A 20,779-nucleotide genomic window follows, 5' to 3' on the forward strand; every position below is an offset into this window, starting at 1 on the left:
GCCACTACCGTGCCAGGCGCCGGTCCAGTTCGACGACCGCGCCCCGGAAGGCCCGGCCCAGCCCGGCGCGTGCCGCCTTCACCACGAGACGGAACGGCGCCGTACCGTCCACGGCGAAGGTCCACTGCACGCGGGTGCCGCCGCCGGACGGGATCAGCCGCCACTCCTCCGCGATCGCGTGGGCGCCGGGCGCGTTGGTCAGGTCCACCCGGTAGGCGTACACCTCCGCCTCCTTGGCGGCGATGATCGTCTCCCGGAAGTGCCCGCCGCCCTTGAGCCGGATGTCGCGCCCGGCTCCGTCGTCGACCGACTCGGCACGGGTCACCGCGGCGAACCACTCCGCCCAGCCGGGCACGTCGTCGTTGAGCGCGTGGAAGACCCGCTCGGGTGGCGCGGACATCTCCTGTGCGAAGACCAGACGTACGGGCGCGGTCTCGACGAAGTCGAGCCCCACGGGGCGCAGTCGGCGTGCCATGGACGAGAACCCCCTTGGCCGGTAAGGCGGTTGACCGGCCCCGTCACGATAACTGGCGTCCCGTCAGATGTCTGTACCGCCGACGCGATCAGGCCTCCGCCTCGCCCGCCACCACCAGCCGGCGCAGATGCTCCGAGATCTCCGCACGCGCGTCGGAGGGCAGTCCGGCGTCCGTGACCAGCGTGTCGATCTGCTCCAGCTTGGCGAACGAACTCAGGCCCACCGTGCCCCACTTGGTGTGGTCGGCGACCACCACGACCCGCCGCGCCGACTGCACCAGGCGGCGGTTGGTCTCCGCCTCCGCGAGGTTCGGGGTGGAGAGACCGGCCTCCGTCGATATGCCGTGCACGCCGAGGAAGAGCAGGTCGAAGTGGAGCGCCGCGATGGCCTGGTCGGCCACCGGGCCCACCAGGGAGTCGGACGGGGTGCGCACCCCGCCGGTCAGGACCACCGTCGCCGCGCCCTGGCGCTGCCCGGAGACCCGCTGGGCCGCGTGGAAGACGTCCGCGACCCGCACCGAGTTCGTCACCACGGTCAGGTCGGGAACCTCCAGGAGGTGATGGGCCAGCGCGTACGTCGTCGTACCGCCGGAGAGGGCGATCGCCGTACCCGGCACGACCAACTCGGCGGCGGCCCGGGCGATGTCCTCCTTGGCGGTCAGCTCCAGCCCCGACTTGGCCTCGAACCCCGGCTCGTGCGTGCTCGCCTCGACCACCGGCACCGCACCGCCGTGCACCTTCTCCAGCACACCCTGCCGGGCCAGCGCGTCCAGGTCCCGGCGCACCGTCATGTCCGACACACCGAGCTTGCGGGTCAGCTCGTTGACCCGTACGCCGCCCCGGCGCCGGACCTCGTCCAGGATCAGGGCGCGGCGCTGCTCCGCGAGGAGGTTCTGGTTCTCGCTCACGTACGCTCCGGTCCTCTCGCCTCAAACCGTCCGACACGCCCTGCATACCGGCTCCGACCAGGACATTCCGTCCGGCTCCGGTGCGCGGGCGCCCCATCCTTTCACGGGACCACACAGGTTGCGCCACTCCCTGTGTCGGCGCACACACGTCATTCGGTCACCACGAGTTGCACTGGGTGTCACACACAACGGGGAGATTCCGTGACTGGTGGTGTGCGTCACACCGGAATCGGCGATCCTGAGACCCGCACGGACACAGACCATCGGCGCGTCACGGGGGAAGTGCGAGAACAGTGGAACGCGCGCAGGATCGAACCGTCGCAGACGGCCCCGCCGAGCGGCCGACCACGACCGCACCCGCCGGCCGGCCCACGACCGCGAAGCCAGACCCGGCCGACCGGCCCGCCGTCCCGGAGATCGACCTGGAGCTCCTGGTCCACGGCGTCGGCGGCACCACGCCCGAGAAGATGCTCGACGATCCGCGCACGGTACGGATCACCGGGGACGGCACCGCCGCCGTCTTCCGGCGCGCCGACGACGTCGACGCCGAGTCCCGGCCCGGCGACTACCGCGACCGGACGGTGCCCGAGGCGTACGTCTGGTGCAACCTCACCTCGGGCAACGCCTCCCGCGCACTGTGGCTGCTGCTCCTGCCGTTCATGGTGGTCAACCTCGCGCACTGGATGCGCCCCGCCGCCGACGACCGGCCGCGCACCGTGCGCTTCTACGGCCTGCTGGTCCGGCTCGCCGGGCTCACCCTGACCGTGCTGCTGGTCGCCGCCGCCTGCGAGGTCGCCCTGGACCTCGCCGCCTGGCAGTGCGCGGGCGTGACGGCCTGCGCCCGCCGGCACACCTGGCTCGGTTTCCTCTCGCCCGCCGCATCCGACGGCGGCTGGTGGAGCGCACCCGGCCGCCGCCTCGCCCTGGCCGCCCTGGTCCCCACCGCCCTCACCGGCCTGCTCTGGTACCTCTCGCACCGTACCTGGAGCGCCTACGAGTCCACCCGGCCCCTGGCCAACGACCCCGAGCCCGGCCACACCTCCCTCGGCAGCCCCGGCTTCTGGTATGGACGCCGGCTGGTCGCCCGGCTGCGTGCCGCCCACACCGCCGCGGGGCTGCTCACCGTCGCCGCCGCGGTCCTCGCACCCGCGGCCTCCTTCGACCGCGGGCCGGGCGGCACCGCCGTACCGGACACCATCGGGTGGCTGCTGACCGGTGGCCTGATCGCCGGGGCCCTCGCCGTGGTGTGGGTGGTCTGCCGCCGGGGCCGCAGCGAGAACCTCCTCGACCAGGAACTCGACCGGCACCTCGTACGCCGCCTGCCGCTCGGCGCGCTCGCCCTGCTGCTGCTCGTGACGGTCTACGCCGGCTGGTCCCGGCCGGGGTGGCACTCCACGGGGCGGCTCGCCGGGGACACCGCCTTCGGCGGACTGGCCCTGGCCCAGGGCATGCTGGTGATCGCCCTCGCGGCCGTCGCCCACGACCTGCACCGCCGGCTGCCCGACGCGCGCGCCGCGATGCGCGGCCTCGGCGGGCCCGCGGTCGCGCTGCTCGCCTGCGCGCTCGGCGGGGTGATCTCGGGCGGGGTCGCCCAGCGGGTCGCCGACTGGCTGGACGGCACCCGCACCTCCATCGCCGGGCCTCCGGTCCTGCTGACCTGGCAGGCGTCGGTGATCCCGCCGGTGCTCGTGGTGCTGCTCGCCGCTGCCGGGTGGCTGTCCTGGCGCACCTCGCGGCTCGGCCGCACGGAACGCGCCGCCGTGGACCTCGGTCACCCCGGGGAGCCGGAGGACGCGGCCCGCAGCCGCCGTATCGCCCGGGTCCGGGCCATGGCCGTCCTCACCGACCGGACGCCGTTCGTCGTCACCGTGCTCTGCGCCGCCACGCTGGTGCTGGGCGCCGGGGCGCTGGCGGGCGCGCTGACCACCGGGAAGACCCCGGACGCGGCGGCCGACGGGTCGTACGCGCTGGTGCACGGGGCGGCCGAGGCCTCGCAGGCGCTCGGCTCCTGGCTGGTCGGGCTCGGCTTCATACTCTTCGTCACCTGGGGCCGGCGCGCCTACAAGGACCCCTCCGCACGGCGCACCATCGGCATCCTCTGGGACGTCGGCACCTTCTGGCCGCGCGCCGCCCACCCCTTCGCCCCGCCCTGCTACGCCGAGCGCGCGGTCCCCGACCTGACCTGGCGGATGGACACCTGGACCCGCCGCACCGGCGGCCGGCTGGTCATCTCGGGCCACTCCCAGGGCAGCGTCCTCGCCGCCGCGGCCGCCTGGCAGCTGACCCCGGCGGTCCGTGGCCGGGTCGCCCTGCTGACGTACGGCTCGCCGCTGGAACGGCTCTACGGCCGCTGGTTCCCGGCCCACTTCGGCCCCGCCGAACTCGGCTCCCTGCACCACGAGGTCGCCTGCTGGCGCAACCTCTACCGCCTCACCGACCCCATCGGCGGCCCCGTACGGATCCCCGACGGCGACGGCCCCGGGGTCGACCACGTGCCCCTCAAGGACCCGCTCGCCTACGGCCGCACCCCCGGGCACCCGCTCCCCGCCCCGATCCTCGGCCACTCCGACTACCAGGCGGACCCGGTATTCGCCGAGGAACGGGAGCGGCTGCTGGCCCGGCTGCGCCCGGAGCTGCCCGGACAGCGACCGCAACCGGGCGGCTGATCAGGCGACTTCGGGAAGATCCTCCGGGTACAGCAGGGTGAGGTCGTCGGTGGTCGGGTCGGCGAGCTGGGCGACCCGGCTCGCATGCCGCTCCACCATCGCCTCGAAGGTCTGCCGCGCCGTACGGCCGTTGCCGAACGCGGGGCCCTTCGGGAGCACCGTGAAGTACGTCAGCAGCGCCTCGGACGCGCCCGGCGCCAGCCGGTACTCGTGCTCGTCGGTCTGCTGCTCCACGATCCGCAGCAGTTCGTCCGGGCCGTAGTCGCTGAACGTGATGGTCCGGGAGAAACGCGACGCCACACCCGGGTTGACCGAGAGGAAGCGCTCCATCTCCTCGGTGTAGCCCGCGACGATCACCACCACGGCGTCCCGCTGGTCCTCCATCAGCTTCACCAGCGTGTCGATGGCCTCCTTGCCGAAGTCCCGCCCCGCGTCCTCCGGCGACAGCGCGTACGCCTCGTCGATGAACAGCACACCGCCGTGCGCCCGCTGGAACGCCTCCTGGGTGCGGATCGCCGTGGAGCCGATGTGCTCACCGACCAGGTCGACCCGGGACACCTCGACCAGATGGCCCTTCTCCAGCACCCCGAGGGAGGCGAGGATCTCGCCGTAGAGCCGGGCGACCGTCGTCTTGCCGGTACCGGGGGAGCCCGTGAACACCAGGTGCCGCTTGACCGAGGCGGCCTTCAGCCCGGCTTGCTGGCGGCGCCGGCCGACCTCGATCATGTCGGTGAGCGCACGGACCTCGCGCTTGACGCTGTCCAGGCCGACCAGCGCGTCGAGTTCGCCGAGCACGGCCTTGGAGGTCCGGGCCGGCTCCTCGGGCGCGACGGGGGCGAGGAGCGGCTCCTGCTCGGTGCTGCGCTGGCCGGGGATCGCACCCAGCAGGCCGGGGGACTGGTACGAGGTCTGCACGACCGTCTCGCGCGCCTCGGGCGGCCTGAGGCTGCCGCTCTCGTCGCTGGTGCAGTCCTCCACCACCGGGCCGGTGCCCGACCCCGTGTCCGGACCGCCGTCGGCGAACTCGTAGCCCCCGCGCGCGCACCGCTCCGTGCGGCACTTCCGCAGCGTCGTACGGCAGCCGTCGATCACATGGAAGCCGTAGCCGCCGCTGCCGGTGACCCGGCAGTTCTGGAAGGTGCCACGGCCGCCCGCCGACACGTAGAAGCCGGCCTCGGCCGGTGAGTCGACCGTGCACCGCTCGATGGTGGGGTCGGCGCCCTTGGTGACGATCACGCCGGTCTGGGTGCCGTCCACCGTGCAGTTGTTGAGGGTGCCGCCGCTGCCGTGGTCGCGGAACCAGGCGCCGGTGGCGGCGTCCCGGATCCGGCAGTCGTCGAGCTGCGCGGTGGCGCCGTCGCTCACCGACACCGCCGTGTTGCGCACCTGCGAGAGGTCGCTGTCGACGACGTCCGCACGGGAGCCGCGGTCCAGCACGAACAGGGCGTCCGGCACGTCGTGCACCCGGCAGGAGTCCAGGACCACGGTGGCGCCGTCGCTGACCCAGACCGCCGGATAGTCGCCCGTGCTGTCGAAGATCTCGCACTGGTTGGCGTCCACCCGGGTGCCCGGGTCCCACACCGACAGCCCGTTGCGCCCGAACTGACGCACCGTCGTGCGGGTCAGGGTGAGCACCGAACGCGAGCGCAGGTCGACCGCGTTCTCCGGGATGTCGTGGATACGGCAGTCGGCGAGGGTGAGCACCGCGTCGGTGTCGAGGGTGACCCCGTCGGCGGTGGTGCGGTGCACATCGCAGTCGGTGAGGTGCGCCGTGGCCCGCGCGGTGACCTGCACACCGGAGCCGCGCACCTCGTAGATCTCGCAGCCCACCGCTTCCAGTGCGGAGTTCTCCCCGGTCGCCGTCATGCCCGTGCCCGAGGCGTGGTGCACCCGGCAGCGCTCCAGCCGGGGGCGGCCGCCGCCGCGCACCGCCACGCCCGCCTGACCGGCCGCCACGACCTCGCACTCCTCGAACACCCCGCCGCCGCCCTCGAGTACGGCGATGCCGATGCCGGCCGGGTTGTCCACGGTGCAGCGCCGCACGGTCGGCCGGGCTCCGCCGCGTACCTCGATCCCGGCGGCGGACCGGGTGACGATCCGTACGTCCAGCAGCTCGGGGGTGCCCTCCTCGACCAGCAGCGCGGGCGCGGCCGCGTCCTGCCCCTCGACGTGCAGGTCCTGTACGACCGCCGAGGCGCGCACGGTCAGCGGGACCCCGTCCGCGGGGGCGATGCGCACCGAGCCGGGCGAGCCCTCGGGACCGCGCAGCGTCACCGCGCGCTGGACGACGAGGTTCTCCCGGTAGGTGCCGGGCGCGACCGTGAGGACGTCGCCGTCGGCGGCGGCCTCCAGGGCGGCGGCGAGCGAGGCGTACTCACCTGTGCGGCGCCGCCACCTCGATGTGCCGGTGTGCGTCACCTGGACCGTGCCCTGTGCCATGGCGTTGCCGTGCCCCCACCTCGTCGTACAGGTCGCTCGCTCGCCTTCGGGGCGGTACCGCGGACGGTGCCCGGCCCCTGTGGTTCGCTCGCGCGCGGGTCGATGCCGAATGCGCTTCGGCCGGTCCACCGTAGCGTGCGCCGAGGTGGTGGGTTGACCAGAGACGGAAAGGCCGTCAGCTGCCCGTCCCGGCCTTGCCCCAGTCCGGGCCCGCCCGGTCCCAGGCCTGGTCCCACCGTGCGTAGCGGCGGCGGACCATACGCCAGACGATCATGCGTCTGGCGCTGTCGACCAGCCCCGCGGTGAGCAGGGCCGCGCCGAATCCGGCCAGCACCGCGTGGGTCGTCGCCGTCACGGCGTCCAGCGGGCGGGCCGTGATGAGGCCGTGCCGGTCCGTCCAGAGGTCGAAGTGGTCGCCCTTGTGCGGGGACTTGAGGGTCGTCAGGACCTGGCCGTGCCTGCGGGTGCCGTCCGGTGCGGTCCAGTCGGCGAGGACCCGGCTGCGCGGGTCGTGGGCGCTGGTGGCGTCCGGGTCGGGCTCCACCGGGGCGCCGCCCAGCTTGCGCACCACCGTGGCCAGGACGAGGTGCCGGTCGTGCTGCTGCTGGCGGACCGACCGCTGGAGAGTGGCCTGGGCCGCGGCGCCGACGAACGAGCCGAGCACCGGCGCGGCCACCACGATCAGCACCAGTGCCACCAGGGCCACCCAGGCCTCGGCCAGGTCGGTCGCCCGGCGCAGCGGATTGTGCCGCCAGCGCCACAGGCCGCGGATCGCTCGCACCGACCACCACCCCCTTCCCGCTCCGTGATAACCCCCGCCCGGTCCGTTCACCCGAGCCCCTGGCCGAAGAGAGAGCGAAATCACCCCCGGCCGGGGTCTCATGAACTTCTCACGACCCCCAACGACCGGACCGCGGGCTCGGGTTCCCGGCCGGCCGCGGAGCTCGCCCGGTGCGTGGTCCCCGGCAACGCGACCCTTTCCGGTTCTCAGCCGAGGACGTGGACCGGGTCCCCCACCCGGATCGTGCCGGGGGAGCGCGGCACCAGGTTCTGGCCGAACACCAGCTGGTTGCCGAACCGGCGGTGGCGGGCCAGCGTCCGCAGCGGCTCTCGACCGCGCTCGGCGGTGACCTGGTCGGTGGTGGTCACCACGCACCGCCCGCACATCTTCGCGACCCGGAACTCGACCTCGCCGATCGCGATCCGCCGCCATTCGTCCTCGGCCCAGGCCCCGGTGCCCCGCACGACCACGTTCGGCCGGAACCGGTCCATGGGCAGCGGACCCTCGTCGGCGTGCCCGCCCCGCGCGATCAGGGAGTTGAGGGCGTCCAGCGAGGCCTGCGTGGTGACCAGCAGGGGATAGCCGTCGGCGAAGCTCACCGTCTCGCCCGGCAGCGCGTGGTCCGGGTCGATCGGGCGGCGGCTCGCGGGATCGTCCATGTGCGCGAGGCGGACGTCGGCCTCCAGATACGCGCCGCACCACACATGGGCCGCGTCCGCGGCGAGGACCGCCTCCACCTTCGTGCCGAAGATGTCCACCGGCACCGTGACCCCCGGCTCCGGTACCGGCACCGTCAGGGGCGTGCGCCCGGGCGCGGACAGGCGTAGGCCGCCGCCGGGCAGCAGCTCGGCAGCGGCGAGCGAGAGACGCGGCTGTACACGCTGGGTGACGACCTATCCCCCGTCGTCGATCAGAACCCAGCGTCGGTCACCGGCCAGCCCCCAGGGCTCCACGACGGCCTCCCGGGGCGAGAAGCCCCGGAGCGCCTTGACCGGGTGAACGTGGATCGACTGCAGCTCGGCCATCCCCATGACGCCATCGTGCCAGGTGGCACGGACATCCGGGGGTGCCGGTCAGTAGCCGCGGTACTGCTGCTGTTGCTGGTTGTTGTACGGGTCCTGGTACGGAGCCGCCTGCGCGGGGCGCGGAGCCGCCGGGCGCATCGCCTCGTACCCGGTGCCGCCCATCATCGGACGGGGCGGCTGCGGCTGCTGCGCGGGGTAGCCGCGCGGGCCCGTCGCCTGCTGGGGGATGTACGCCGCGGGCGCCTGCTGCAGCGGGGCGGGCTGCTGCATCTGCTGCGGGTAGCCGTAGCCCGGGGCCGGCTGGGAGGGGCCCGCGGGGAGGGCGGGCAGTGCCGACGGCAGCGCGGGCAGGTTGCTGAAGCTGCTGGGCGCGTCGTAGGCGGGAGGAACCCGGATCGGGGCGATCTGAGGGGTGCCCCGTTCGGCCACGAGCGAGTCGTAGATCGGAGTGTCCGGGAAGGAGGCGGAGTAGTAGCCGCCGCCATAGGTGGAGCGGGGGGAGGTCATGGCACATAAGTTAAGCCCACGATGTGCTGGTTGGGGAGACCGATAAGAGGGTTGTTTTCCGTGTCGGCAGTGACGCCGGATCCCCAATCCGAGCGAACTCGGCAAAAAAGGACGGCAATCAGCGTTCTGATCGTGTAAAGGCCGAGTTCCGACCCGGTTACCGGCAGTTGGCCAGGGATCTTCCTGTGCCGCTCATGGGAGATCCCTGTCCCCGGGAATAGGTTGTGCGGGTAGGGATGACCGGGGTGGCCGGGGCGTGCCCGGCGTGCCGACACACGATGGGGGCGGACATGTCAATGTCGAAAGGATCGAATACGCCGGTGCCGACCACGGCGCTGCGGGTCGAATTGGGCTGGCGCTCCGGCCCGGGTGCCCCCGACGCGGACGCCTCGGCGCTGCTGCTGGTCGCCGGGAAAGTGCGGTCCGACGGCGACTTCGTCTTCTACAACCAGCCCGCACACGCCTCGGGCGCGGTCCGCCACGAGGGCAAGCGGCGCTCCGGCGACCTGGTCACCGACAGCCTTTTCGTCGACCTCGCGCGCGTGGAGACCCCGATCGAGCGGATCGTCCTCGCCGCGTCGGCCGACGGTGGAACGTTTGGGCAGGTCCCTGGCCTCTACATCGAGGTATTGAACGCGGCCGACGGAAATGTGGTCGCCCGGTTCGACAGTACGGGCGCCACGGTGGAAACCGCTTTCGTGCTCGGTGAGCTCTACCGCCGCCAGGGCGGCTGGAAGTTCCGCGCGGTCGGGCAGGGATACGGGAGCGGGCTGGAAGGGCTTGCTACGGATTTCGGGATCACGGTGGACGAGCCGCAGCAGCCGGCGCACCCGCCGATGCCGCATACCGCCTCGCCGGCCCCCGCTCCGGTCACGACGCCGCCCCCGGCGCCGTTCACTCCGCCGGCCCCTGCTCCGGTCACCCCGCCGCCCCCGCCGACCGCCCCCGTACGGCTGTCCAAGGTGACGCTCACCAAGGCGGCCCCCTCCGTGTCGCTGGCCAAGCAGGGCGGCACCTCGGGCGCGCTGCGGGTCAACCTCAACTGGCAGGTCCGCAAGCAGCTCACGGGCTGGGGCGGCCGGCGCGGCGGGGCGGGCGACCTCGACCTGGACCTGTGCGCCCTGTACGAGCTCGCCGACGGCCGCAAGGGCGTCGTCCAGGCGCTGGGCAACGCCTTCGGCGCCCTGAACCGGCCGCCGTACATCCACCTCGACGGCGACGACCGCACCGGTGCCGTGTCGAGCGGCGAGAACCTCACCGTCAACCTCGACCGCAAACAGGACTTCAAGCGCATCCTGGTCTTCGTGACGATCTACCAGGGCGCCACGTCCTTCGCCGACCTGCACGCCACGGTCACCCTCCAGCCGCAGTACGGCGCACCGGTCGACTTCTCCCTGGACGAGTGCACGGTCCCCTCGACCGTGTGCGCGCTCGCGCTGCTGACCAGCACCGGCGGTGACCTCGTCGTACAGCGCGAGGCGCGCTACCTGGTCCCGGAGCGCGGGGTCAGCCCGCAGCGGACCGTCGACCGCGCCTACGGCTGGGGCATGAACTGGACGCCCGGCCGCAAGTGACGGACGCGGGCGGTCAGCCCTCGTCGGCGACGGTGTCGGGACGCGTGTACGTACGGCCCTTCCAGGCCGCCCCGCGCCCCCGGTAGTGCTGCACCGCCGAGTCGACCGTCATGAGGAGGTAGAGGAACGCGGTGAACGGCAGCAGCGGAGCAAGCCACGGCGGCTGCCGGTAGTAGCGGAGCATCGGCAGGTACGTCGCGGTCATCACCAGCCAGGCCGCGCCGCCGACGAGCACCGTCGGCGTGCTGCCGGCGACCGCCCCCGCCAGTACCGCCGCCGACGGCACCAGGTACACGAGGGCGAGACCGGCGACCGTGCCGAGGAGCAGCAGCGGGTTGTGCCGCAGCTGCGCGTACGCGCTGCGGGAGACCATCCGCCACAGGTCGTGCAGGCGCGGATAGGGGCGCACGCTGTCCACCCGCTCGGCGAGACCCAGCCAGATGTGCCCGCCGGTGCCCTTCACCGCGCGGGCGAGCGCCACGTCGTCGATCACGGCGTGCCGGATCGCGTCCGGGACGCGCGCCCGCTCGGCCGCCTCGGTCCGCAGCAGGACACAGCCGCCCGCCGCCGCCGCGGTGCGCGAGCCCTTCCGGCCGATCCGGCGGAACGGGTACAGCTGGGCGAAGAAGTAGACGAAGGCGGGCACCACGAGCCGTTCCCACACGCTCGCCACCCGCAGCCGAGCCATCTGCGAGACCATGTCGAAGCCCCCGGTGCGGGCCGCCGCCACCAGCAGCCGCAGGCTGTCCGGCCCGTGCGCGATGTCGGCGTCCGTCAGCAGCAGGTACTCGGGGTCACGCGCGCGTGCGAGAGCGATGCCGTGCCGTACCGCCCACAGCTTGCCGGTCCAGCCCGCCGGCGGCTCACCGGGGGAGGCCACGGTCAGCGGCAGTCCGCCGTGGCGCGCGGCCAGCTCCCGGGCCAGCTCCCCGGTGCCGTCCGTGCTGCCGTCGTCGACCAGGAACACCTCCGCCCGCCCCGGATAGTCCTGCGCCAGCAACGACGGCAGACTCAGGGGCAGTACGGCGGCCTCGTCCCGGGCCGGGACGACCACGCACACGTCCGGCCATTCGGCGGGCTCGCGCCGGGGCGGCAGCCGGACGTCGGTGCGCCAGAAGAAGCCCTGGCAGAGCAGCAGCCACAGCCAGGCGGCGAGGGATACGGCGGCGGTCCACGTGAAGACGCTCACGCGCGCAGTCTGCCCCATCGGGCCTGCTCCCAACGGCCCATCGTCTATCGTGGCCGGGTGAAGATCGCGCTCATCGACTCCGGAATCGGCCTGCTGGCGGCCACCGCAGCGGTACGGCGGCTGCGCCCCGACGCCGATCTCGTCCTCTCCTTCGACCCCGCGGGCATGCCCTGGGGGCCGCGTACCCCCGAGGGTGTCACCGAGCGCGCCCTGGCCGTCGCCGAGGCCGCCGCCGCCCGTCGGCCCGACGCGCTGATCATCGGCTGCAACACCGCGACCGTGCACTCCCTCCCGGCGCTGCGCGCGCGTCTGGAGCCCGGCATCCCGGTCATCGGCACGGTCCCGGCGATCAAGCCGGCCGCCGCCGGCGGCGGTCACGTCGCGATCTGGGCGACCCCCGCGACCACGGGCAGCGCGTACCAGCGGGGCCTGATCGAGGACTTCGCCGGAGGCGTGCCGGTCACCGAGGTGCCCTGCTGGGGACTGGCCGAGGCCGTCGAGCACGCCGACCAGGCCGCCATCGACGCCGCGGTGACCGCGGCGGCCCGGCTCACCCCCGGTGATGTGACGACCGTCGTCCTGGGCTGCACCCACTACGAACTCCTGGCGGAACGTATCCGCGCCGCCGTCCAGCGCCCCGGCGCCGCCCCTCTGGTCCTGCACGGCTCCGCCGGTGCCGTGGCCGCCCAGGCGCTGCGCCGGATCGGTGCGCAGCCTGCCCCCGACGCACCGGCCACCGGCACGGTGACGGTGCTGCTCAACGGCCGGGAGGGCGACCTGCCCGAGGCCGCGCTCGGCTACGCCGAGGCCCGCCTGCTGCGCACCGCCACTCCTGCCGCGTCCCAGTGAACCGTCCGGGGCCGTGAATACCCCCGATGTGAGCAGTCACCCTCCGCAACGCGGTACCCGCGCAGCGAAACCTGAGTAATCTCGTAGACATGAGGGACCACCCCCGAGACCACTCTCCGGACGAGGACGCCTCACACCCGGACGTCTGGACCGGGCGCGCCACGAACCGTGTCCAGTGGCTGCTGGCACTGGTCGGCGCAGCCTGTATGGCGCTCGGCATCGAACTGGCCGTGGACTCCGCCTGGAGCTCTGGCGTCACCGCGCTGGTGATGGCTGTCGTGGGCTGTATCGCCGCCGGGCTGCTGGTCCTCTTCGGCACCCTCGCCTTCGTCCACGTCGACCTGAGACTCGACAGGGAGTGTCTCGAGGTCCGCTGCGGTCATATAGGAGTGCCGCGCCGTCGCATTCCGCTCTCCCATGTGGTCGGCGCCGACTTCTCCCCGCAGATCACCCCGCGCCACTGGGGCGGCTGGGGCTATCGCTGGCGCCCCGAGAAGGGCACGGCCGTCGTCGTCCGCCGTGGCGAGGGCATCGTCCTGAGCCTGTGGGACGGCCACACCTTCACGATCACCGTGGACAACGCCGAGTCCGCGGTGCGGGTCATCCGGGAACGCCTGCGGACGATCACGCCGGGCACGGCGCACTGACGCGGTCCGCACACGGGGCCGGACCACATGTGGTCGGCCGAGTGGGGCGGGATCACATGGGGCCGACCGAGTGGGGCTGGATCACATGTGGTCGGCCGAGGGAGGCTGGGCCGCATATGGCCGGACCACACGTGGCGGGATCCGGTGTGGCCGGGTCACATGTGGCGGAACGGCGGGATCACATGTGGCGAGGCCGTGCACCCGTTCGGCTCAACCGCCTGGCATCGCCGTCGTCCCCGTCACCCATGGGCGTGCCGTCGCCAGGCCCGCCAGCAGGCCCGCGCCCGCCGACACCGTCGTGAAGCTCAGCGCGTTGCCGACCGAGGCGATCACGGCCAGGGCGGTGAGTGCCGCGCCGGCGGTGAGGGTGACCGGGGTGGAGCGGGGGGAGCGCCACAGGGCGTAGAGGATCCAGCAGAACGCGGTGGCCAGCAGCAGGACGCCGACCAGGCCCTGTTCCGCGGCCAGCTGGAGCGGCGCGGAGTGCGGCTTGCCGTCGGGCAGCAGGGCCTCGGACGCGCTGCCGCTCAGTTCGCCGAAGCGCCCGGGGCCGACCCCCTCGGCGGTGTGCCGGCGGGCGAGACGCAGGGCGTCCCGCCACAGCAGGACGCGGTGCTCCGTGAGAGGGCCCCCGAGGGCGTCGGCGAGGCCGGCGGGCAGGACGTCCGCGGCGACCGCCCAGACCGTGCCCGTCGCCAGCGCGGCCACCAGGGCCAGCCCGCCGACGGCCGGACCCCGCCGCCGCATCCGGCCGGCGGCGAGGGAGCACAGCAGGACGACGGCACTGGCCGCGCAGCCGGCCGCCGAGCCCACGGCCGCGCCGGCCACCGCGATCCCGGCGGCGAGCATCCGCAGCCCGAGCCGCAGCGCCGGAACCGGTGTCGCCCACGCGGCGCAGCACGCGCCGCCCGTCGCAAGTGCCAGCAGCGCCGCGACGGCACCGGCGTGGCCGAGCGGAGTCGCGAACTGGGGGCCCGGTGCCAGCCGGGGCATCGCCACCGCGAACGCCAGCCCGGCCAGCGCGCCCACACCCGGCGCGGCCACCGGGAGCAGCGCCCCGGACATCCGGCCGGCGGCATAGCCCGCGGCCACCGCGAGCACCGCCAGCAGCACCCCCTCGGGCCGTGCGTCGCGACCGGCCGCCGAGATCAGCGGCCACGCGGCGCACGCCCCGAGCACCAGGACGCCCACCACGTCGGAAACGTTTCGTCTGTCGTCGTCCGTGTCCCTGTCGGCAGCGGACGTCATCCCGGTAGCCCCCACCGTCGCCCCCCGTACCCCGGTCCCCCGACCTGCGGCGGGCCCCGCCGCCCGCCTCGGCTCACCGTAACCGGCGATGCCCGCTTTGTGGATGACTTGCGCGGGAACGGTGTGATTCCTGCATGCCGAGACCGCGCTGTCGGCCGCAAGGTCGACCGCCGTACACTCCCGGAGTGACCGTCACCGCAACTTCCGTCGACCAGTCGGACCAGCTCACGCCGCGCCCCACGCCCCGCGCGCGCGGCCTGCGGCTGCTCCGCCGTCTGGTCCCGGCCGCCGCCGCCGCGCTCAGCGGAGTGCTGCTGTACGTCAGCTTCCCGCCGCGCCCCCTGTGGTGGCTCGCGCTGCCCGCCTTCGCCGGATTCGGGTGGGTGCTGCGCGGCCGTAGCTGGAAGGCGGCCCTCGGCCTCGGCTACGTGTTCGGTCTCGGTTTCCTGCTGCCCCTGCTGGTGTGGACCGGCGTCGAGGTCGGCCCTGGTCCCTGGCTCGCGCTGGTGGCCATCGAGGCGATCTTCGTCGCGCTGGTCGGGGTGGGGGTGGCCGCCGTCTCCAAGCTGCCGGCCTGGCCGGTGTGGGCGGCCGCCCTGTGGATCGCGGGCGAGGCGGCACGCGCGCGTGTGCCCTTCCGCGGCTTCCCCTGGGGCAAGATCGCCTTCGGGCAGGCGGACGGCGTCTTCCTGCCGCTCGCCGCGCTGGGCGGCACGCCGGTGCTCGGATTCGCCGTCGTCCTGTGCGGGTTCGGTCTGTACGAGGTGGGGCGGCTGGCCGTCGAGGGCCGGCGTACCCGCGAGATCCGGCGCGGAGCGGCGGCCGTGGCGCTGCTGAGCGTGGCCGTGCCCGTGGTCGGCGCGGTCGCGGCGCGGGGGCTGGTGAGCGACAAGGCGGAGGACGGTTCGGTCACCGTCGCGGTCATCCAGGGCAACGTGCCGCGGGCCGGCCTGGACTTCGCGTCGCAGCGGCAGGCCGTGCTCGACTACCACGTGAAGGAGACCCTCAAGCTGGCCGCCGACGTCCAGGCGGGCAAGGCCGCCAAGCCGGACTTCGTGCTGTGGCCGGAGAACTCCTCCGACGTCGACCCGTTCTCCGACGCCGACGCGGCCGCCGTGATCGACGGCGCGGCCAAGGCGATGGGTGTGCCCATCTCGGTCGGCGGGGTCGTCGAGCGGGACGGCAAGCTGCTCAACGAGCAGATCCTGTGGGACCCGGTCAAGGGCCCGATCTCGACGTACGACAAGCGGCAGATCCAGCCCTTCGGCGAGTACCTCCCGCTGCGCGGACTGGTCGGTGCCATCAACAAGGACTGGACCAGCATGGTCCGCCAGGACTTCAGCCGGGGCACCAAGCCCGGTGTCTTCGACATCGACGGCACCAAGGTCGGCCTCGCCACCTGCTACGAGGCCGCCTTCGACTGGGACGTGCGGGACACCGTCACGCACGGCGCCGAGATGATCTCCGTGCCGAGCAACAACGCCACCTTCGACCGCAGCGAGATGACCTACCAGCAGCTCGCCATGTCCCGGATCCGCGCGGTCGAGCACAGCCGGACCGTCACCGTGCCGGTGACCAGCGGCGTCAGCGCGATCATCATGCCGGACGGGAAGATCACCCAGAAGACCGGCATGTTCGTGCCCGCCTACCTGGTGCAGAAGGTGCCGCTGCGCACCTCCGAGACGCCCGCGACCAGGCTGGGCATCCTCCCCGAGATCGCTTTGGTGCTGGTCGCGGCGGGCGGAATCGGCTGGGCGATCGGGGCCGGAGTGCGCGGCCGGCGCGCCGGTGACGCGTAGCCGTACACCCGCTGTACGCCCCGTGGCTTCGGCCGGGTGCGCGGAACCGGGCCGTTAGGGTCGGTTCATGGCTACTCCTGACTTCATCCGCACGATCCGGGCCGCCGCCGGCCACCAGCTCCTCTGGCTGCCCGGGATCACCGCCATCGTCTTCGACGACGAGGGCAGAGTGCTCCTCGGCCGCCGTACCGACACCCGCAAGTGGTCGGTCATCGGCGGCATTCCGGAGCCGGGGGAGCAGCCCGCGGCCTGCGCCGTGCGGGAGGTCTTCGAGGAGACGGCGGTGCGCTGCGTCGCCGAGCGGGTGGTCCTCGTCCAGGCGCTGAACCCCGTCACCTACCCGAACGGCGACGTCTGCCAGTACATGGACATCACCTTCCGCTGCCGGGCCGTCGGCGGCGAGGCCCGCGTGAACGACGACGAGTCGCTGGACGTGGCCTGGTTCGACCTGGACGCCCTGCCGGAGCTGAACGAGTTCGGGGTGTTCCGGATCAAGCAAGCCATGTCGGACGCACCCACATGGTTCGACACTACGACTTTCGGCTGAAGTATGTGTGCTGACGCCATGTGAAAGCGGGTGGCCGCCGCTTAGGGTCCGTCCATGAGCTCGCCGAGTACCGGCTCCGCCGACACCACCTCCGCCGCCGCCGCTGTCCCCGGCCCCGCCCCCGTCGTCGACCTGCGGGGCCGCACCGCCCTCGTCACGGGTGCCGCCGGGGGCATCGGCCGCGCCTGCACCCTGCGTCTCGTGGCCGCCGGCGCCCGGGTCAGAGCCGTCGACAGGGACGAGGCGGGACTCGCCGAGCTCGTGGACTCGGCCGGGCGGGCCCTGGGCACGGCGGGCGGCGGTGCCGTCGAACCGTACGTCCTCGACCTCACCGACCTGGACGCGGCCGAACGCGCCGCCGCCGGCACCGACGTCCTCGTCAACAACGCGGGCCTCCAACTGGTGCGCCCCATCGAGGAGTTCCCGCCGGACGTCTTCCACACCGTACTGACCGTGATGCTGGAGGCACCCTTCCGGCTCATCAGGGGCGCGCTGCCGCACATGTACGGACAGGGCTGGGGCCGGATCGTGAACGTGTCCTCCGTCCACGGGCTGCGGGCCTCCGCCTACAAGTCCGCCTACGTGGCCGCCAAACACGGACTGGAGGGCCTGTCCAAGACGGCCGCTCTGGAGGGCGCGCCCCACGGGGTCACCTCGAACTGTGTGAACCCGGGCTATGTGCGCACCCCACTGGTCGAGCAGCAGCTCGCCGACCAGGCACAGGCGCACGGCATCCCCGAGGAGCGGGTGCTGTCCGAGGTGCTCCTGACCGACAGCGCCGTCAAGCGGCTCGTCGAACCGGAGGAGGTCGCCGAGGCCGTGGCCTATCTCTGCGGCCCCTGGGCGTCCTTCGCCACGGGCACCTCACTGGTGCTCGACGGCGGCTGGACAGCCCACTGACGCACGCCGTCCCGTCGGCCGGGCGAGTTTTCCACAGGCCCGACGGGCCGGAGCGGCGATGCGGAATCCTGTGACCATGTCTCGCGATCACGTGCAGTCCATCAGGCGGCCGGCCCCGGCCGCCGGTGTCCTCGACCCGGGTGCCGAAGGCCCCTTGGGCGCCGAGCAGGCGTACCTCGAACTGCTGGCCAGGGGCGCCTCGGCGGAGGCGTACGAGCAGCCGGTGCTGCTCGCCCGCGCCGAGAACCGGCCGCCGGAGCGGATCGCCGCCCTTGAGCGGGCCAAGCTCCTCGCGCTGCGGGTCCGCACCGAGCTGGAGGGCAGACGCCGACGCGAGGCCGAGCTGTCCGCCCTGTTCGAGACCGCGCACGACCTGGCGGGACTGCGGGACGTGGACGCCGTGCTCCAGGCCATCGTCCAGCGCGCCCGCTCCCTGCTCGGCACCGACGTCGCCTACCTGAGCCTGCACGACCCGGCGCGCGGGGACACCTACATGCGGGTGACCGAGGGCTCGGTCGCGGCCCGCTTCCAGCAGTTGCGGCTCGGCATGGGGGAGGGGCTCGGCGGACTCGTGGCACAGACCGCGCGGCCGTACGTCACCGACGACTACTTCAAGGACGACCGCTTCCAGCACACGCTCCCCATCGACGCCGGGGTGCGCGACGAGGGGCTGGTCGCCATCCTCGGCGTCCCGCTCATGCTCGGGCCGCAGGTCATCGGGGTGCTGTTCGCGGCGGACCGGCGGGCACGCGTCTTCGAACGGGAGCAGATCGCGCTGCTCGGCTCCTTCGCCGCGCTCGCCGCGGCCGCCATCGACACGGCGAACCTGCTCACCGAGACCCGTTCGGCCGTGGCCGGACTGGAGCGGGCCAACGAGATCATCAAGGACCACAGCGCCGTCATCGAACGTGCCTCGGACATCCACGACCGGCTCGCCGAACTCGTACTGCGCGGCGGCCAGGTCCACGACGTGGCCGCCGCCGTCACCCAGGTCCTGGGCGGTACGGTCGAGTTCACCGACACCGCCGACCCGCGGTCGCTGGAGACGTCGCGCACGGACGGGCACGCGGTACGGCACGGAGGCGACTGGATCGCCGCGGTCGCCGCGGGCGGCGAACTCCTCGGCGCACTGGTGCTGCACGGACGGCCCGGCCTCGACCCCGTCGACCAGCGCACCCTGGAGCGCGCCGCGATGGTCACCTCGCTGCTCCTGCTGGCCCGCCGCTCCGCCGCCGAGGCCGAACAGCGGGTGCGGGGCGAGCTGCTGGACGACCTCCTCGACGCCCGGGACCGCGAGCCGCGCCAACTGCGGGACCGTGCCGCCCGGTTGCACGCCGACCTCGACGCCACCCATGTCGTGCTCGCCGCCCGCCCGGAGGGACCGGCCGAGGACGCCGAGGAGTCGGCGGCGGCGCGCCGGCGACTGTGGTCGGCCGCCTCCCGCCTCGCCGCCACCCGGCGCGGCCTGGCCGCCGCCCGCGACGGCGGAGCCGTCCTGCTGCTGCCCCTCGAACCCGGCGACACCGCCGCCGACGTGGCCCGGCGCACCGCCCGGCACCTCGGCTCCGCCGTCCGCCGGCAGGTGACCGTCGGCGCCTCCGCCCCCGTCGCCGACCTCGCCGCCCACCCCGACGCCGTGGCCGCCGGCTATGCCGAGGGCCGCCGCTGCCTCGACGCGCTGCACCTCCTCGGCCGGGGCGGTGACGGCGCCGCCGCCGAGGACTTCGGCTTCCTCGGCCTGCTCCTCGCCGGCGAACGGGACGTCGCCGCGTTCGTCACCAACACCATCGGCCCGGTCGTCGCCTACGACAGACGGCGCGGCACGGAGCTGCTGCGCACCCTCGACGCGTACTTCGCCTGCGGGATGAGCCCGGCCCGCACGAAGGACGGACTCCACGTCCACGTGAACACGGTGGCCCAGCGGCTGGAGCGGGTGGCCCGCCTCCTCGGCGACGACTGGCAGAGTCCGGCCCGCGCCCTGGAGATCCAACTGGCGCTGCGCCTGCACCGGTTGGGGACGCGGCCGGAGCGCCGCTGACCGCGGGGACCCGCAGCGCGGGCGAAGCGGGCCGGAACGCCAGGAGTTCTGGCCGAACGCCGAGTCGAAGGAGCCGGCGGGCGGTTCGATCCGGGTGGGTCCACGGACCCGGGCCAGTGCGTCGCCGGCGCCGACCAGGCGCCGCGGACAGGGGCCGGCTGCGCCGACATCGCGGCACCGTTCGACCCCGACGTGATCGTCGCGATCCTCATCTGCCGCTCGCCGCACGGAGCGGCTGACCGGTCACGGCGACGCGTCGTACGCGGGAACTCACGGTGCGCCACCGCGCTGTCGCGGCGCGCGCCTCCGCGCCTTGCCCGTCCCGGAGGCCGGGGGCACGCTGGTGGCATGAGCGTTCACGAGAGCCCCACGCTCATCACGTCCGTGCAGCGTGCCTTCCGCCTGCTGGAGGCGGTGAGCGCGCACGAGAACGGCGCGCCCGCGAAGCAGCTGGCCAGGGAGACGGGGCTGCCCCTGGCCACCGCCTACCACCTGCTGCGGACGATGGTCCACGACGGGTACCTGCGGAAGCTGGCCGACGGCGGCTTCGTCCTCGGCGACAAGCTGGGGACGCTGCACGTCACAGGGCAGAGTCAGGCGCTGCTCAGCCGGGTCCGGCCGACCCTCGCCGCGCTCCGTGACGAGCTGGGCGCCGCCACCTACCTCACGTTCTACGAGGGCGGCGAGATCAGCGTCGCCGAGATCGTCGACGGCCCCCGCACGCCCCGGGTCGACCTCTGGGTGGGTTTCGAGGACGCCGGGCACGCCACCGCGCTGGGCAAGTCCGTACTGCGCGAACTGGACGAGGAGTCCCGCCGCGACTACCTCTCCCGGCACGATCTCGCCGACCTGACGCCACGGACCATCACCACCCTCCCGGAGCTCCTCCGGAGTCTGGAGACCGCGCCCCTGGCGCCGGCCGTCACGGATCTCGAGGAGTACGCGCTGGGCACGGTGTGCGTGGCCGTGCCCATCTACCGCGGTGACGTCCTCGGCTCGCTCGGCGTCTCCCTCCCGGTGGAACGGCTCGCCCGCCTCCCGGAGGTCAGGGCCCGGCTGATCCCCACCGCGGACCGTGTGACCAGGGGCCTGTCGCTCACTATCTGAAATCCAGCGCCTTGTGGCTCGCTGACCGAACCTCTTTCCTGGATGAAACGGACAAGCCGGGCTCGGCCCGCACGGGTGAGG

At 73.6% G+C, this 20,779-nt stretch carries 16 protein-coding genes and 1 pseudogene; 9 read left to right on the forward strand and 8 right to left on the reverse strand.

Annotated elements, in window-relative coordinates:
- Window positions 1-4 precede the first annotated feature (4 nt).
- A complete protein-coding gene (locus ACGF5O_RS34745) occupies window positions 5-475 on the reverse strand; it encodes an SRPBCC family protein (protein ID WP_393813871.1) in 471 nt (156 codons plus the stop codon).
- A gap of 88 nt (window positions 476-563) precedes the next feature.
- Window positions 564-1,382 (reverse strand): DeoR/GlpR family DNA-binding transcription regulator, encoded by an 819-nt coding sequence (locus tag ACGF5O_RS34750; protein WP_351494892.1) that lies wholly within the window; start codon window positions 1,380-1,382, stop codon window positions 564-566.
- A gap of 416 nt (window positions 1,383-1,798) precedes the next feature.
- On the opposite strand from ACGF5O_RS34750, the gene ACGF5O_RS34755 reads away from it, so the two are divergent.
- Complete coding sequence (locus ACGF5O_RS34755) at window positions 1,799-4,048, forward strand: hypothetical protein (protein WP_393814177.1); 2,250 nt, start codon at window positions 1,799-1,801, stop codon at window positions 4,046-4,048.
- On the opposite strand, the gene ACGF5O_RS34760 is transcribed toward ACGF5O_RS34755, so the two are convergent.
- The 4 genes and pseudogenes from ACGF5O_RS34760 to ACGF5O_RS34775 form a co-directional block, all read right to left on the reverse strand.
- The gene (locus ACGF5O_RS34760; protein WP_393813872.1) at window positions 4,049-6,487 is read right to left on the reverse strand and encodes a right-handed parallel beta-helix repeat-containing protein; all 2,439 of its coding nucleotides are present in this window, start codon (window positions 6,485-6,487) and stop codon (window positions 4,049-4,051) included.
- Between the two features lie 175 nt (window positions 6,488-6,662).
- Window positions 6,663-7,268, reverse strand: a complete 606-nt coding sequence (locus ACGF5O_RS34765) for a hypothetical protein (RefSeq protein ID WP_393813873.1) — start codon at window positions 7,266-7,268, stop codon at window positions 6,663-6,665.
- A 206-nt stretch (window positions 7,269-7,474) separates the two neighbouring features.
- Window positions 7,475-8,299, reverse strand: a pseudogene (locus tag ACGF5O_RS34770) (MOSC domain-containing protein).
- A 42-nt stretch (window positions 8,300-8,341) separates the two neighbouring features.
- Window positions 8,342-8,800: a DUF6643 family protein gene (locus ACGF5O_RS34775; protein WP_362578613.1), complete on the reverse strand. Its 459-nt coding sequence runs from the start codon at window positions 8,798-8,800 to the stop codon at window positions 8,342-8,344.
- Window positions 8,801-9,078: 278 nt separating this feature from the next.
- On the opposite strand from ACGF5O_RS34775, the gene ACGF5O_RS34780 reads away from it, so the two are divergent.
- A complete protein-coding gene (locus ACGF5O_RS34780; protein ID WP_393813874.1) occupies window positions 9,079-10,374 on the forward strand; it encodes a TerD family protein in 1,296 nt (431 codons plus the stop codon).
- 13 nt (window positions 10,375-10,387) lie between these two features.
- Here ACGF5O_RS34780 and ACGF5O_RS34785 read toward each other — a convergent pair whose 3' ends face one another.
- Window positions 10,388-11,581, reverse strand: a complete 1,194-nt coding sequence (locus tag ACGF5O_RS34785; RefSeq protein ID WP_393813875.1) for a glycosyltransferase — start codon at window positions 11,579-11,581, stop codon at window positions 10,388-10,390.
- A gap of 39 nt (window positions 11,582-11,620) precedes the next feature.
- Between ACGF5O_RS34785 and ACGF5O_RS34790 the strand changes: the two genes are divergently transcribed.
- Window positions 11,621-12,412: a glutamate racemase gene (locus ACGF5O_RS34790; RefSeq protein WP_393813876.1), complete on the forward strand. Its 792-nt coding sequence runs from the start codon at window positions 11,621-11,623 to the stop codon at window positions 12,410-12,412.
- Window positions 12,413-12,501: 89 nt separating this feature from the next.
- Window positions 12,502-13,059, forward strand: coding sequence for a hypothetical protein (locus tag ACGF5O_RS34795; RefSeq protein ID WP_393813877.1), 558 nt, complete (start codon window positions 12,502-12,504; stop codon window positions 13,057-13,059).
- Window positions 13,060-13,269: 210 nt separating this feature from the next.
- Here the strand turns inward: ACGF5O_RS34795 and ACGF5O_RS34800 are convergent, their stop codons facing one another.
- Window positions 13,270-14,307: an O-antigen ligase family protein gene (locus tag ACGF5O_RS34800; protein WP_393813878.1), complete on the reverse strand. Its 1,038-nt coding sequence runs from the start codon at window positions 14,305-14,307 to the stop codon at window positions 13,270-13,272.
- A gap of 185 nt (window positions 14,308-14,492) precedes the next feature.
- Between ACGF5O_RS34800 and lnt the strand changes: the two genes are divergently transcribed.
- The 5 genes from lnt (at window position 14,493) to ACGF5O_RS34825 (ending at window position 20,698) form a co-directional block, all read left to right on the forward strand.
- The gene (gene lnt / locus ACGF5O_RS34805) at window positions 14,493-16,106 is read left to right on the forward strand and encodes an apolipoprotein N-acyltransferase (protein WP_393813879.1); all 1,614 of its coding nucleotides are present in this window, start codon (window positions 14,493-14,495) and stop codon (window positions 16,104-16,106) included.
- Window positions 16,107-16,173: 67 nt separating this feature from the next.
- Window positions 16,174-16,653, forward strand: a complete 480-nt coding sequence (locus tag ACGF5O_RS34810; protein WP_393813880.1) for an NUDIX domain-containing protein — start codon at window positions 16,174-16,176, stop codon at window positions 16,651-16,653.
- 54 nt (window positions 16,654-16,707) lie between these two features.
- Entirely contained in the window at window positions 16,708-17,553 is an 846-nt protein-coding gene (locus ACGF5O_RS34815; RefSeq protein ID WP_393813881.1) for a 3-hydroxybutyrate dehydrogenase, read from the forward strand.
- 76 nt (window positions 17,554-17,629) lie between these two features.
- Entirely contained in the window at window positions 17,630-19,591 is a 1,962-nt protein-coding gene (locus ACGF5O_RS34820) for a helix-turn-helix domain-containing protein (RefSeq protein ID WP_393813882.1), read from the forward strand.
- A gap of 348 nt (window positions 19,592-19,939) precedes the next feature.
- Window positions 19,940-20,698 carry an IclR family transcriptional regulator gene (locus tag ACGF5O_RS34825; protein WP_393813883.1) on the forward strand — a complete coding sequence of 253 codons (759 nt, stop codon included), beginning with the start codon at window positions 19,940-19,942 and terminating at the stop codon, window positions 20,696-20,698.
- Window positions 20,699-20,779: the final 81 nt, after the last annotated feature.

The organism is Streptomyces sp. NPDC048291 (assembly GCF_043201715.1).
Taxonomy (GTDB): domain Bacteria; phylum Actinomycetota; class Actinomycetes; order Streptomycetales; family Streptomycetaceae; genus Streptomyces.

Excerpts from the sequence above, each read along its gene's own strand:
- ACGF5O_RS34800 (WP_393813878.1), bottom strand. The coding sequence starts at position 14,307 with ATGACGTCCGCTGCCGACAGGGACACGGACGACGACAGACGAAACGTT.
- ACGF5O_RS34815 (WP_393813881.1), top strand. The coding sequence starts at position 16,708 with ATGAGCTCGCCGAGTACCGGCTCCGCCGACACCACCTCCGCCGCCGCC.
- ACGF5O_RS34795 (WP_393813877.1), top strand. The coding sequence starts at position 12,502 with ATGAGGGACCACCCCCGAGACCACTCTCCGGACGAGGACGCCTCACAC.
- ACGF5O_RS34775 (WP_362578613.1), bottom strand. The coding sequence starts at position 8,800 with ATGACCTCCCCCCGCTCCACCTATGGCGGCGGCTACTACTCCGCCTCC.
- ACGF5O_RS34785 (WP_393813875.1), bottom strand. The coding sequence starts at position 11,581 with ATGGGGCAGACTGCGCGCGTGAGCGTCTTCACGTGGACCGCCGCCGTA.
- ACGF5O_RS34825 (WP_393813883.1), top strand. The coding sequence starts at position 19,940 with ATGAGCGTTCACGAGAGCCCCACGCTCATCACGTCCGTGCAGCGTGCC.
- ACGF5O_RS34820 (WP_393813882.1), top strand. The coding sequence starts at position 17,630 with ATGTCTCGCGATCACGTGCAGTCCATCAGGCGGCCGGCCCCGGCCGCC.
- ACGF5O_RS34760 (WP_393813872.1), bottom strand. The coding sequence starts at position 6,487 with ATGGCACAGGGCACGGTCCAGGTGACGCACACCGGCACATCGAGGTGG.
- ACGF5O_RS34810 (WP_393813880.1), top strand. The coding sequence starts at position 16,174 with ATGGCTACTCCTGACTTCATCCGCACGATCCGGGCCGCCGCCGGCCAC.
- ACGF5O_RS34780 (WP_393813874.1), top strand. The coding sequence starts at position 9,079 with ATGGGGGCGGACATGTCAATGTCGAAAGGATCGAATACGCCGGTGCCG.
- ACGF5O_RS34745 (WP_393813871.1), bottom strand. The coding sequence starts at position 475 with ATGGCACGCCGACTGCGCCCCGTGGGGCTCGACTTCGTCGAGACCGCG.